Genomic DNA, 12,383 nt, shown 5'->3' on the forward strand with positions numbered 1-12,383 from the left:
TATGTTTGCAAACGGGGAAAAGGTTGGTTAAGATACGCCCCGTGTTGCGGAGAGCTGGCCGAGTGGCCGAAGGCGCTCCCCTGCTAAGGGAGTACACCTCAAAAGGGTGTCGGGGGTTCGAATCCCCCGTTCTCCGCCATTATTTGCGTAGTACGTTGTAATCTGGCTTCTTCGGTAAGTTGTTGAAATTACTAGAAAAAGTGTTTGACATAGAGATTAGACGGCCTATAATGCGCGGCAACAAATGCACTCGTAGCTCAGCTGGATAGAGTACTCGGCTACGAACCGAGCGGTCACAGGTTCGAATCCTGTCGAGTGCACCATTTAAGAGTTGTTTGCAGTAATGCGAGCGACTTTGCTTCAGCCAGTTGTGGTCTGGTTTAAAAACACAAAATGCACTCGTAGCTCAGCTGGATAGAGTACTCGGCTACGAACCGAGCGGTCACAGGTTCGAATCCTGTCGAGTGCACCAAACACCAAAAAGCCTGCGTCTAACGCGGGCTTTTTGCTGTCTGGGATTTGGCTTTTCCTTTGACGCATCCTCTCTCATCAAAATCAACGTGAGCACTTCGGCCTCGCTTGAGGTCATACCGGTAGCTCGTGGCTGAATTGCGAATACTGATCTTGTCCGGCTTGCCGAGCGAGCTCTCAACATCCTGCTGACTCATCCCGGCCACGACGCGCTGATTGATGATCGCTTCGCGACGTTGTTTGGCGTCGATCTCGTTTCCACATTTATCCTCGGATTGGCCTACAACAGTTAGTTCGTTCCGTCGTGCGTGCGTGCCTGGGATTTCCTGGGGTATGGCTTCGGGCATGACTGCAACGATGGTGCCTGGCATGAATGGACGCACATCCTGAAGTGAAAGGCTTTCTCCGGCCCTGCAGCTCATCGTAGTGAAGGTAATGCGCCCATCGGCTGTCTCGCATCGGTGAATGGTTGCGGCAAGGGCCTTTGGCGGCAGGTAGAGCAGGGTGGTGAGTAAAAGAAGGTGTTTGCTAGATGGCATTCGGCGTCCTCCATGACGTTCCATCTGAAGGGTAGCCGCTACATATTCAGGCTGCGGTGTGTTTTCTTTTCAGGATGAGTCGTCGCAGTTTGATGGATAAGGGCAGCGCTCAGGTTTGTCTTGCAAGCGCTTGTTTCAACCACGATTTTTTAACGTTTTAAAGCGTCAGGCGGTGTATCATTGCGCCCGTCAGCCCCGCCGGGGCTTATGGAAAACCTCCATGGACTTACCCAGTAGTTACTCAGTACCCCGTTTTTCCAATCATGAATTGACTGATTGATCCTTCCGGCGTGCCCCGCTGCTGGGAGTGGAGTTCGCCTATGTCCGAAGTTGAAGTAAAGAAAACGCAGGAAAGCTTGCAGGACCGCCTCGCTCAAGTCGTTGAGCTGTTGCAGCGTCAGCGTGTGGTCGAAGACCTGACGCATCGCCAGGAAGGTCCGCATCACGACCGGGTCGAGAACCTGGTTCACCGGCAAAACCTCGTCGAGCTGCAACGCAAGCTCGATGATCTGCACTCCGCCGACGTTGCCTACATCCTTGAAGCCTTGCCGCTGGACGACCGTCTGACGCTCTGGCAATTGGTCAAGGCTGATCGTGACGGCGACATCCTTCTCGAAGTATCCGATTCGGTTCGTGAAACGCTGATCGCCGACATGGACGATCACGAGCTCCTGGCTGCGGCCAAGGACATGGACGCCGACGAACTCGCTGATCTGGCCTCCGAGCTGCCGCGAGACGTCGTCCATGAGTTGATGGAAACCCTTGATGGTCAACAGCGTGAGCGCGTTCGCTCCGCGTTGTCCTATGACGAGGAGCAAGTCGGTGCGCTGATGGACTTCGAGATGGTGACTATCCGTGAGGATGTCAGTCTTGAAGTGGTTCTGCGCTATCTGCGTCGTCTTAAAGAGTTGCCGGGGCATACGGACAAATTGTTCGTGGTTGATTACGACGGCGTGCTCAAGGGCGTGTTGCCGATCAAGCGGTTGCTGGTCAACGATCCGGATAAACAAGTTGCTGATGTCATGGCCAGTGATCCGGTGAGTTTCCACCCGGACGAAGATGCCTATGACGCCGCTCAGGCGTTTGAGCGTTACGACTTGATCTCTGCGCCTGTGGTCGACAAGAACGGCAAGCTGATCGGCCGTCTGACCATCGATGAGATGGTCGACCTGATTCGTGAAGAGAGCGAAAACGAAGTTCTCAACATGGCGGGTCTGCGCGAAGAAGAAGACATTTTTGCGTCAGTCTGGAAATCCTTGCGTAACCGCTGGTCCTGGCTGGCGGTCAACCTGGTGACTGCGTTTGTAGCCTCCCGGGTGATTGGCCTGTTTGAAGGCTCCATCGAGAAGCTGGTGGCGCTCGCGGCGTTGATGCCGATCGTGGCGGGCATTGGCGGTAACTCGGGTAACCAGACAATCACCATGATCGTTCGGGCCATGGCGCTGGACCAGGTCAGTACCGGCAATACGTCGCGCTTGATGCGCAAAGAGCTCGCGGTCGGTTTGATCAATGGTTTGGTGTGGGGTGGTGTGATTGGTGTCGTCGCCTATCTGCTGTATGGCAGTTGGTCCCTGGGCGTGGTGATGACGGCGGCGATGACGCTGAACCTGCTGCTTGCGGCATTGGCCGGGGTTTTGATTCCTATGACACTTGCACGTATGGGGCGCGACCCGGCAATGGGTGCCAGCGTGATGATCACGGCCATGACCGACAGTGGCGGGTTCTTCATCTTCCTTGGGTTGGCGACAATCTTCCTGCTCTGATTCGTATCTCAAGACCCGCCAGATTGGCGGGTTTTTTTATGCCTCAAATTCAAGGCAAAAAAAAGCCAGCGATTATGCTGGCTTGAATTTTTTGGGGTAGATCAGGACGCGTCTGCGGCCATTTCGGCGTCATGGGCAATCAGCGAAACGAGGGCATTCTGCTGACGGTGGGAGAGTTGGCGGAAACGTTGCAGCAGTTCACGTTCGTGCAACGACAGCTCCGGGCTGTCCAGGCGCATGCTCAGCTCTTCGCCCAGTGCGCCTTCCTGAATAAGACTCTGCTCAAGGCGCGCAATGATCTCGGAGTTCATGCTGCGATGATGATTGCGAGCCACCTCGGCAATGCGTTCACGCATTCCGTCTGGCAGACGTACGACGAACTTGTCAGCCGTACGGCTGGAATAAATTGCCTGTTTCAATGGGCGCATATATTTAACCGGTTAGTTCAGGGGAGCGGTTCTCGGGATTGGCCGCAGGATGTCTGATAGGACAAGCACTCTGGCCAAATGTTCAACCTGAATTGATAGAGGCTCGCATCATGCCTCAAATTAGCCAGTTCATTGGCGTCAATTCTGTGACAAATATTGAACTGGATAAAGGCGTTATGCCAGCACCAATTATCAGAAATGCGGACTGGTTTGAAAAGTTTGCCCTGGTCCGCATCACTGGCCGCGTCCTCTTGCCCGACAGGTGATGTCCAGAGACGCCTGAAGGTGCATGCTATGCGGATTCGATTATCATTCCTTACCTTGTATAGGATAGTGGCAAATGGCCGATTTGCTAGAGGCGAACCACAGTGCGAGATGATTTCGGGATGGATGGCAGATTGATTTATCTGATGGGTCCTTCCGGGTCGGGCAAAGACAGCCTCATTCAAGCGGCTCGCGAACCTTTGCAAGCGCTGGGGTGCGAAGTGGTGCGGCGTGTGATCACGCGTTCGGCTGAATCCGTGGGTGAAGATGCCGTGGGGGTTTCTCCGGCAGAGTTCGAGCGACGCAGGGAGGAGGGGGGCTTTTCGCTTTCATGGCGTGCCAATGGTCTGGCTTATGGTATTCCCGTCGAAATTGATCAATGGCTCCGCGATGGTCGACATGTGCTGGTCAATGGCTCTCGAGGTCATCTGCCCGTCGCTCTGGAGCGTTATCCGGAGTTGGTGCCGGTATTGCTGACGGTCAAGGATGAAGTATTGCGTGAGCGGTTGTTGCGGCGAGGGCGCGAGAACCTGGAGGAGATCGACGCCAGGATCCAGCGCAATGGACTATTTGTAGCGGACGATTCGATTGGTCATGCACGTATCCATCGACTCGATAATTCCGGCGAATTGGTCGTCACGGTTAACAACCTCTTGAATCTGTTGAAGCTCAGCGTAAAACCGGATCAAATTTGATCCGTCGACCGGCGATCAGCGCCAACACGAACAGAGAAGCGAACACGCCGCAGGCAATCAACGGCGCGGTAAGCGTTGCTTCCTGAGTCAAACAAAGATGAAGAATGCCGCTCAACAAGGCCAGGATAAAAAATCCGGCGGCTGATTTGGACATGCGGTGCTCCTGATAGGGAATTCAAAATACCAATCGTTCGGAAGAGGTCGCCTGTAACAGAGTGCTCTCTTGGCTGACTTCCTGACTTACCCAAACCTGCTGATCACTCATGACTGCCAATTGAGGCGCTTTCTGAAGCTGGAGGTAATGGGGCATGCGTTTGGCTACCACTTCGGAGTCTCTTTCGGGAACGAATTGAAAGCCAAGCAGCAAGGCCAGGGCGATCGCGTTCGAGAGTAAAAGGGCGCCGTTCATGGGGTTATCCTCCATTGTTCTTGGAGAACAGCTAAAGCAGTCCGCATGCCAAGAGTCTAACGCCTATTAAATCCTTTAAAAACAATGAATTAGCGTTAAATCTCTGAGGGGCGGTAGTGCAATTTGCAATGATGGCGTTTTGAGGCGATGCAATTTGCACGGTAATCAATGCGGTGGGGGTGATAGGCGTTTGCCTACACTTAAAAAGCCTAAGGACGACATGACAAAAGCAGGCCTGCCCGTTAACATGCTCGCCGTCATCGTGCCGCGGTCCTCGCGGGCGATCTTGTGTCTCAGTAGCTCAATTGGATAGAGCATCCCCCTCCTAAGGGGAAGGTTGGCAGTTCGAACCTGCCCTGGGACACCACCTCCTTACAAATCCACTTCGTTCAATCCGAATTCTCTTTCTGGAATCCAATCGCATCCTGTGGGGATATTGGGTCTGGATGCGTTTCTGCGTCTGCTTTCGATAGGTTACGGATTCCTTCTATATAGAAGCGCTTCTTTATAGAGGGGATTGGGGCTGTTTTCGGGGCTTTTGCAGGTTCCTGATAGAAAAGCTGAATCAGGGGTTGACGGCAGATTCTGGAAGTCTATAATTCGCCCCACTTCCGGCGCAGTCGAAACGGAAAACTCCTTGGTAAACAAAGAGTTACGCAGGTTTCGGCAGTGAGTTGCTTCAGTTCATCGAAGCACGAAAGGAGTTGAAAAAGAGGTGTTGACAGCAGCGAGTAACGCTGTAGAATTCGCCTCCCGCTAACGAGAGATCGAAAGCGCAAGTGGTTGAAGTTACAAAGGAAACTTTGAAAACTTCTTAAAATAACCGCTTGACAGTAACTGGCGCTGCTGTAGAATGCGCGCCTCGGTTGAGACGAAAGAATCAACCCGCCGCTCTTTAACAACTGAATCAAGCAATTCGTGTGGGTGCTTGTGGAGTCAGACTGATAGTCAACAAGATTATCAGCATCACAAGTTACTCCGCGAGAAATCAAAGATGTAACCAACGATTGCTGAGCCAAGTTTAGGGTTTCTTAAAAACCCAAAGATGTTTGAACTGAAGAGTTTGATCATGGCTCAGATTGAACGCTGGCGGCAGGCCTAACACATGCAAGTCGAGCGGCAGCACGGGTACTTGTACCTGGTGGCGAGCGGCGGACGGGTGAGTAATGCCTAGGAATCTGCCTGGTAGTGGGGGATAACGCTCGGAAACGGACGCTAATACCGCATACGTCCTACGGGAGAAAGCAGGGGACCTTCGGGCCTTGCGCTATCAGATGAGCCTAGGTCGGATTAGCTAGTTGGTGAGGTAATGGCTCACCAAGGCGACGATCCGTAACTGGTCTGAGAGGATGATCAGTCACACTGGAACTGAGACACGGTCCAGACTCCTACGGGAGGCAGCAGTGGGGAATATTGGACAATGGGCGAAAGCCTGATCCAGCCATGCCGCGTGTGTGAAGAAGGTCTTCGGATTGTAAAGCACTTTAAGTTGGGAGGAAGGGCATTTACCTAATACGTAAGTGTTTTGACGTTACCGACAGAATAAGCACCGGCTAACTCTGTGCCAGCAGCCGCGGTAATACAGAGGGTGCAAGCGTTAATCGGAATTACTGGGCGTAAAGCGCGCGTAGGTGGTTTGTTAAGTTGGATGTGAAATCCCCGGGCTCAACCTGGGAACTGCATTCAAAACTGACAAGCTAGAGTATGGTAGAGGGTGGTGGAATTTCCTGTGTAGCGGTGAAATGCGTAGATATAGGAAGGAACACCAGTGGCGAAGGCGACCACCTGGACTGATACTGACACTGAGGTGCGAAAGCGTGGGGAGCAAACAGGATTAGATACCCTGGTAGTCCACGCCGTAAACGATGTCAACTAGCCGTTGGGAGCCTTGAGCTCTTAGTGGCGCAGCTAACGCATTAAGTTGACCGCCTGGGGAGTACGGCCGCAAGGTTAAAACTCAAATGAATTGACGGGGGCCCGCACAAGCGGTGGAGCATGTGGTTTAATTCGAAGCAACGCGAAGAACCTTACCAGGCCTTGACATCCAATGAACTTTCCAGAGATGGATTGGTGCCTTCGGGAACATTGAGACAGGTGCTGCATGGCTGTCGTCAGCTCGTGTCGTGAGATGTTGGGTTAAGTCCCGTAACGAGCGCAACCCTTGTCCTTAGTTACCAGCACGTTATGGTGGGCACTCTAAGGAGACTGCCGGTGACAAACCGGAGGAAGGTGGGGATGACGTCAAGTCATCATGGCCCTTACGGCCTGGGCTACACACGTGCTACAATGGTCGGTACAGAGGGTTGCCAAGCCGCGAGGTGGAGCTAATCCCAGAAAACCGATCGTAGTCCGGATCGCAGTCTGCAACTCGACTGCGTGAAGTCGGAATCGCTAGTAATCGCGAATCAGAATGTCGCGGTGAATACGTTCCCGGGCCTTGTACACACCGCCCGTCACACCATGGGAGTGGGTTGCACCAGAAGTAGCTAGTCTAACCTTCGGGAGGACGGTTACCACGGTGTGATTCATGACTGGGGTGAAGTCGTAACAAGGTAGCCGTAGGGGAACCTGCGGCTGGATCACCTCCTTAATCGACGACATCAGCTGCTCCATAAGTTCCCACACGAATTGCTTGATTCATTGAAGAAGACGATAAAGAAGCAGCCTGTATCAGGTTGTAGCTTGGTTGGTTAGAGCGCACCCCATGCTTTGCGGTAAAGAGCAGGGTGAGGTCGGCCTGAATAGCTCGAAATTGGGTCTGTAGCTCAGTTGGTTAGAGCGCACCCCTGATAAGGGTGAGGTCGGCAGTTCGAATCTGCCCAGACCCACCAATTTTGTTATGGGGCCATAGCTCAGCTGGGAGAGCGCCTGCCTTGCACGCAGGAGGTCAACGGTTCGATCCCGTTTGGCTCCACCACTACTGCTTCTGTTTGTTGAAAGCTTAGAAATGAGCATTCCAATGTGAATATTGATTTCTAGTCTTTGATTAGATCGTTCTTTAAAAATTTGGGTATGTGATAGAAAGATAGACTGAACGTTACTTTCACTGGTAACGGATCAGGCTAAGGTAAAATTTGTGAGTTCTCTTAATTGAGAAATTCGAATTTTCGGCGAATGTCGTCTTCACAGTATAACCAGATTGCTTGGGGTTATATGGTCAAGTGAAGAAGCGCATACGGTGGATGCCTTGGCAGTCAGAGGCGATGAAAGACGTGGTAGCCTGCGAAAAGCTTCGGGGAGTCGGCAAACAGACTTTGATCCGGAGATGTCTGAATGGGGGAACCCACCTAACATAAGTTAGGTATCTTAAGCTGAATACATAGGCTTAAGAAGCGAACCAGGGGAACTGAAACATCTAAGTACCCTGAGGAAAAGAAATCAACCGAGATTCCCTTAGTAGTGGCGAGCGAACGGGGACTAGCCCTTAAGTGGCTTTGAGATTAGCGGAACGCTCTGGAAAGTGCGGCCATAGTGGGTGATAGCCCTGTACGCGAAAATCTCTTAGTCATGAAATCGAGTAGGACGGAGCACGAGAAACTTTGTCTGAATATGGGGGGACCATCCTCCAAGGCTAAATACTACTGACTGACCGATAGTGAACTAGTACCGTGAGGGAAAGGCGAAAAGAACCCCGGAGAGGGGAGTGAAATAGATCCTGAAACCGTATGCGTACAAGCAGTGGGAGCCCACTTTGTTGGGTGACTGCGTACCTTTTGTATAATGGGTCAGCGACTTATTTTCAGTGGCGAGCTTAACCGAATAGGGGAGGCGTAGCGAAAGCGAGTCTTAATAGGGCGTCTAGTCGCTGGGAATAGACCCGAAACCGGGCGATCTATCCATGGGCAGGTTGAAGGTTGGGTAACACTAACTGGAGGACCGAACCGACTACCGTTGAAAAGTTAGCGGATGACCTGTGGATCGGAGTGAAAGGCTAATCAAGCTCGGAGATAGCTGGTTCTCCTCGAAAGCTATTTAGGTAGCGCCTCATGTATCACTGTAGGGGGTAGAGCACTGTTTCGGCTAGGGGGTCATCCCGACTTACCAAACCGATGCAAACTCCGAATACCTACAAGTGCCGAGCATGGGAGACACACGGCGGGTGCTAACGTCCGTCGTGAAAAGGGAAACAACCCAGACCGTCAGCTAAGGTCCCAAAGTTATGGTTAAGTGGGAAACGATGTGGGAAGGCTTAGACAGCTAGGAGGTTGGCTTAGAAGCAGCCACCCTTTAAAGAAAGCGTAATAGCTCACTAGTCGAGTCGGCCTGCGCGGAAGATGTAACGGGGCTCAAACCATACACCGAAGCTACGGGTATCACTTAGGTGATGCGGTAGAGGAGCGTTCTGTAAGCCTGTGAAGGTGAGTTGAGAAGCTTGCTGGAGGTATCAGAAGTGCGAATGCTGACATGAGTAACGACAATGGGTGTGAAAAACACCCACGCCGAAAGACCAAGGTTTCCTGCGCAACGTTAATCGACGCAGGGTTAGTCGGTCCCTAAGGCGAGGCTGAAAAGCGTAGTCGATGGAAAACAGGTTAATATTCCTGTACTTCTGGTTATTGCGATGGAGGGACGGAGAAGGCTAGGCCAGCTTGGCGTTGGTTGTCCAAGTTTAAGGTGGTAGGCTGGAATCTTAGGTAAATCCGGGATTCTAAGGCCGAGAGCTGATGACGAGTGTTCTTTTAGAACACGAAGTGGTTGATGCCATGCTTCCAAGAAAAGCTTCTAAGCTTCAGGTAACCAGGAACCGTACCCCAAACCGACACAGGTGGTTGGGTAGAGAATACCAAGGCGCTTGAGAGAACTCGGGTGAAGGAACTAGGCAAAATGGCACCGTAACTTCGGGAGAAGGTGCGCCGGTGAGGGTGAAGCATTTACTGCGTAAGCCCATGCCGGTCGAAGATACCAGGCCGCTGCGACTGTTTATTAAAAACACAGCACTCTGCAAACACGAAAGTGGACGTATAGGGTGTGACGCCTGCCCGGTGCCGGAAGGTTAATTGATGGGGTTAGCTAATGCGAAGCTCTTGATCGAAGCCCCGGTAAACGGCGGCCGTAACTATAACGGTCCTAAGGTAGCGAAATTCCTTGTCGGGTAAGTTCCGACCTGCACGAATGGCGTAACGATGGCGGCGCTGTCTCCACCCGAGACTCAGTGAAATTGAAATCGCTGTGAAGATGCAGTGTATCCGCGGCTAGACGGAAAGACCCCGTGAACCTTTACTATAGCTTTGCACTGGACTTTGAATTTGCTTGTGTAGGATAGGTGGGAGGCTTTGAAGCGTGGACGCCAGTTCGCGTGGAGCCAACCTTGAAATACCACCCTGGCAACTTTGAGGTTCTAACTCAGGTCCGTTATCCGGATCGAGGACAGTGTATGGTGGGTAGTTTGACTGGGGCGGTCTCCTCCTAAAGAGTAACGGAGGAGTACGAAGGTGCGCTCAGACCGGTCGGAAATCGGTCGTAGAGTATAAAGGCAAAAGCGCGCTTGACTGCGAGACAGACACGTCGAGCAGGTACGAAAGTAGGTCTTAGTGATCCGGTGGTTCTGTATGGAAGGGCCATCGCTCAACGGATAAAAGGTACTCCGGGGATAACAGGCTGATACCGCCCAAGAGTTCATATCGACGGCGGTGTTTGGCACCTCGATGTCGGCTCATCACATCCTGGGGCTGAAGCCGGTCCCAAGGGTATGGCTGTTCGCCATTTAAAGTGGTACGCGAGCTGGGTTTAGAACGTCGTGAGACAGTTCGGTCCCTATCTGCCGTGGACGTTTGAGATTTGAGAGGGGCTGCTCCTAGTACGAGAGGACCGGAGTGGACGAACCTCTGGTGTTCCGGTTGTCACGCCAGTGGCATTGCCGGGTAGCTATGTTCGGAATAGATAACCGCTGAAAGCATCTAAGCGGGAAACTAGCCTCAAGATGAGATCTCACTGGGACCTTGAGTCCCCTGAAGGGCCGTCGAAGACTACGACGTTGATAGGTTGGGTGTGTAAGCGCTGTGAGGCGTTGAGCTAACCAATACTAATTGCCCGTGAGGCTTGACCATATAACACCCAAGCAATTTGCGTCGAAAGGCCAGATTGCGGTGTGTGAAGACGAAACGAACCGAAAGTTCGAAGCTGCTCACAAAACACCGAGATCTATCACATACCCATTCGCTGGAGCGTAAACCCGCAAGGGCAAACGAGCCGGCTCCCGAATTTCTTGACGACCATAGAGCATTGGAACCACCTGATCCCATCCCGAACTCAGCAGTGAAACGATGCATCGCCGATGGTAGTGTGGGGTTTCCCCATGTGAGAGTAGGTCATCGTCAAGATTAAATTCCGAAACCCCTATCTGCGTATGCAGGTAGGGGTTTTGTTTTGTCCGCAGGAAAGTGCCTGGTAAAAGACAAAATAAAACGCCCCACCAGAATCAGCTGGTGGGGCTTTTTTGTGCCCGCAAACTACAACGTTCGCGGCAACTCGCTAGCCACCATTGTCTCCTTCAAACTTGCCAATCGAGGTGGTTACACCGGTCATACGACGTCGCCCGTTGACCGTATAACTGTGTTCGGCACTTTCCAGGTCTGGTTTTCGCACGTCGAGCTGCGCATACAGTCCATCCTTGGCGCTGTACCCACCAAACCAGTCCATCAATCTTCCGATATAGCACTGCCCTGCAATCACAACAGACGTATCTCCGACAATTTCGAAGCTGTAGTGCCCCGGGCCATAACTGTAGTAAGCACCATCACCCTCTCCTGCTGGAGGAATGGGGCACAGAGGAGTGCGCTGATCACCGACATCTTTCGCTTCGGTTGTGCTCACGTTGACCAATGCCTGAATCAGTGCTTTATGTAGCACCGCATCCAGCTTAATGCTGGTACCGCTGGCATCATCTTTTTGAGTCTTGGGCACAGACAGTTGATAGCGGTAATTGACGCTCACAATAGGAACCGCACCAGTAATCTTCAGCGGATCAAGAAGGTAGAGCTGATCAACACCGTAGTAGCTATTTCGGTAGGCGGCATAAACACGACCACGTACGTTTATCCAGTAGACGGACTGGTTCGCACCGCGACCATTGAGAGAAAAAAGAGAGCTCTCAGAACTGGAGTCAGAATCGGCAGTACCTGTTCTCCTGACAAATACGTCTCCAGTCCGGCGAAACGTTTCTATATAAGAAAACAATCCGGTGCCACCTGAGTAGGTGTCGACGACAAGATCGCGCAACCCATCACCGTCCAGGTCCATCAAGGTATATGAGCTATTTCCGTTCTCACCTGCGCTCTCAACTTTAGAGGCGGTGAGGGCCTGCCACTCGTCCTGGGCGACACCCACGGGAATAATCTTCGGGAAATGCGCTTCTTCAAAGGCGTTATCGTCATCCGCCACGTTTGAAAAAGTCGTGGTGCCCGTCTTAATGGCAAAAGAATCAAGTGCCCGTTCCAACGGAAACTCTGGATCAGTTTTGTTGGCCGTCTGTATAGCTTGTCTCAAGTCTTCTAGTACCAACCTGTCGATTTCAACTGGCTGGTAGGCGACCGTCTCACTCAATTGCTTTTGCAGTGACTGAAGACGCTCACGGTAACGCTGATCGAGACAATCCACATCGGCGGCACACTGATCACGCGTTTTCAGCCAGATGCGTTGGGCTGTCTTCAGTTCAGCCTGTGCCTGGGGAGTGGCCCTCACCAAACTGCGGTAAACCCCTCCCATCTGACTATCCAGTTCATACAGCGCCGCACTCGCGCAGATAGTTTTCTCAACGGTGCTTGCCGCTTTTGTACAGTCCATTCCAGTCGCCAATGCATGCTGAGTAGATAGCA

Annotated in this window: 8 protein-coding genes, 6 tRNA genes and 3 rRNA genes; 12 read left to right on the top strand and 5 right to left on the bottom strand. The window is 52.3% G+C overall.

Annotated features, from left to right (window positions below; genetic code table 11):
* Positions 1-48: 48 nt before the first annotated feature.
* The 3 genes from NK667_RS02945 to NK667_RS02955 all read left to right on the top strand — a co-directional run bounded on the left by NK667_RS02945 (position 49) and on the right by NK667_RS02955 (position 472).
* Positions 49-139 (top strand) — tRNA-Ser (locus NK667_RS02945).
* A 107-nt stretch (positions 140-246) separates the two neighbouring features.
* Positions 247-323: transfer RNA gene (locus NK667_RS02950), tRNA-Arg, on the top strand.
* Positions 324-395: 72 nt separating this feature from the next.
* Positions 396-472, top strand: a tRNA-Arg gene (locus NK667_RS02955).
* A 19-nt stretch (positions 473-491) separates the two neighbouring features.
* Here NK667_RS02955 and NK667_RS02960 read toward each other — a convergent pair.
* The gene (locus tag NK667_RS02960) at positions 492-1,010 is read right to left on the bottom strand and encodes a hypothetical protein (RefSeq protein WP_054613808.1); all 519 of its coding nucleotides are present in this window, start codon (positions 1,008-1,010) and stop codon (positions 492-494) included.
* A gap of 320 nt (positions 1,011-1,330) precedes the next feature.
* Between NK667_RS02960 and mgtE the strand changes: the two genes are divergently transcribed.
* Positions 1,331-2,773, top strand: coding sequence for a magnesium transporter (gene mgtE, locus NK667_RS02965; protein WP_054044736.1), 1,443 nt, complete (start codon positions 1,331-1,333; stop codon positions 2,771-2,773).
* Between the two features lie 101 nt (positions 2,774-2,874).
* Here mgtE and NK667_RS02970 read toward each other — a convergent pair whose 3' ends face one another.
* Complete coding sequence (locus NK667_RS02970) at positions 2,875-3,201, bottom strand: Arc family DNA-binding protein (protein WP_003178899.1); 327 nt, start codon at positions 3,199-3,201, stop codon at positions 2,875-2,877.
* A 110-nt stretch (positions 3,202-3,311) separates the two neighbouring features.
* On the opposite strand from NK667_RS02970, the gene NK667_RS02975 reads away from it, so the two are divergent.
* Together NK667_RS02975 and phnN are read left to right on the top strand one after the other, a co-directional pair.
* On the top strand, positions 3,312-3,467 hold the full coding sequence (locus NK667_RS02975; RefSeq protein WP_177331409.1) for a hypothetical protein: 156 nt from the start codon (positions 3,312-3,314) through the stop codon (positions 3,465-3,467).
* Between the two features lie 120 nt (positions 3,468-3,587).
* Positions 3,588-4,160 carry a phosphonate metabolism protein/1,5-bisphosphokinase (PRPP-forming) PhnN gene (gene phnN, locus NK667_RS02980; RefSeq protein ID WP_054613809.1) on the top strand — a complete coding sequence of 191 codons (573 nt, stop codon included), beginning with the start codon at positions 3,588-3,590 and terminating at the stop codon, positions 4,158-4,160.
* Here phnN and NK667_RS02985 read toward each other — a convergent pair.
* Positions 4,135-4,314 (bottom strand): PA3371 family protein, encoded by a 180-nt coding sequence (locus tag NK667_RS02985; RefSeq protein WP_054613810.1) that lies wholly within the window; start codon positions 4,312-4,314, stop codon positions 4,135-4,137. The genes phnN and NK667_RS02985 overlap by 26 nt on opposite strands.
* Positions 4,315-4,335: 21 nt before the next feature.
* On the bottom strand, positions 4,336-4,569 hold the full coding sequence (locus tag NK667_RS02990; protein ID WP_054613811.1) for a hypothetical protein: 234 nt from the start codon (positions 4,567-4,569) through the stop codon (positions 4,336-4,338).
* A gap of 290 nt (positions 4,570-4,859) precedes the next feature.
* Here NK667_RS02990 and NK667_RS02995 point away from each other — a divergent pair.
* The 6 genes from NK667_RS02995 to rrf all read left to right on the top strand — a co-directional run bounded on the left by NK667_RS02995 (position 4,860) and on the right by rrf (position 10,889).
* A tRNA-Arg gene (locus NK667_RS02995) sits at positions 4,860-4,936 on the top strand.
* 684 nt (positions 4,937-5,620) lie between these two features.
* A 16S ribosomal RNA gene (locus NK667_RS03000) occupies positions 5,621-7,159 on the top strand.
* Positions 7,160-7,323: 164 nt separating this feature from the next.
* Positions 7,324-7,400 (top strand) — tRNA-Ile (locus NK667_RS03005).
* Between the two features lie 10 nt (positions 7,401-7,410).
* Positions 7,411-7,486: transfer RNA gene (locus tag NK667_RS03010), tRNA-Ala, on the top strand.
* Positions 7,487-7,724: 238 nt separating this feature from the next.
* A 23S ribosomal RNA gene (locus NK667_RS03015) occupies positions 7,725-10,616 on the top strand.
* A gap of 157 nt (positions 10,617-10,773) precedes the next feature.
* Positions 10,774-10,889: ribosomal RNA gene (gene rrf / locus NK667_RS03020) — 5S ribosomal RNA — on the top strand.
* Together the 16S, 23S and 5S rRNA genes with 2 tRNA genes alongside form the textbook arrangement of a ribosomal RNA operon.
* 151 nt (positions 10,890-11,040) lie before the next feature.
* Here the strand turns inward: rrf and NK667_RS03025 are convergent.
* The gene (locus tag NK667_RS03025) at positions 11,041-12,351 is read right to left on the bottom strand and encodes a lysozyme inhibitor LprI family protein (protein ID WP_236708550.1); all 1,311 of its coding nucleotides are present in this window, start codon (positions 12,349-12,351) and stop codon (positions 11,041-11,043) included.
* Positions 12,352-12,383: the final 32 nt, after the last annotated feature.

The organism is Pseudomonas nunensis, from assembly GCF_024296925.1.
GTDB classification, from domain to species: Bacteria; Pseudomonadota; Gammaproteobacteria; order Pseudomonadales; family Pseudomonadaceae; genus Aquipseudomonas; species Aquipseudomonas nunensis.

Bases quoted from the DNA above. Each gene is read 5' to 3' on its own strand.
- NK667_RS02960 (WP_054613808.1), bottom strand. From the start codon at position 1,010: ATGCCATCTAGCAAACACCTTCTTTTACTCACCACCCTGCTCTACCTG.
- mgtE (WP_054044736.1), top strand. From the start codon at position 1,331: ATGTCCGAAGTTGAAGTAAAGAAAACGCAGGAAAGCTTGCAGGACCGC.
- NK667_RS02970 (WP_003178899.1), bottom strand. From the start codon at position 3,201: ATGCGCCCATTGAAACAGGCAATTTATTCCAGCCGTACGGCTGACAAG.
- NK667_RS02975 (WP_177331409.1), top strand. From the start codon at position 3,312: ATGCCTCAAATTAGCCAGTTCATTGGCGTCAATTCTGTGACAAATATT.
- phnN (WP_054613809.1), top strand. From the start codon at position 3,588: ATGGATGGCAGATTGATTTATCTGATGGGTCCTTCCGGGTCGGGCAAA.
- NK667_RS02985 (WP_054613810.1), bottom strand. From the start codon at position 4,314: ATGTCCAAATCAGCCGCCGGATTTTTTATCCTGGCCTTGTTGAGCGGC.
- NK667_RS02990 (WP_054613811.1), bottom strand. From the start codon at position 4,569: ATGAACGGCGCCCTTTTACTCTCGAACGCGATCGCCCTGGCCTTGCTG.
- NK667_RS03025 (WP_236708550.1), bottom strand. From the start codon at position 12,351: ATGGACTGTACAAAAGCGGCAAGCACCGTTGAGAAAACTATCTGCGCG.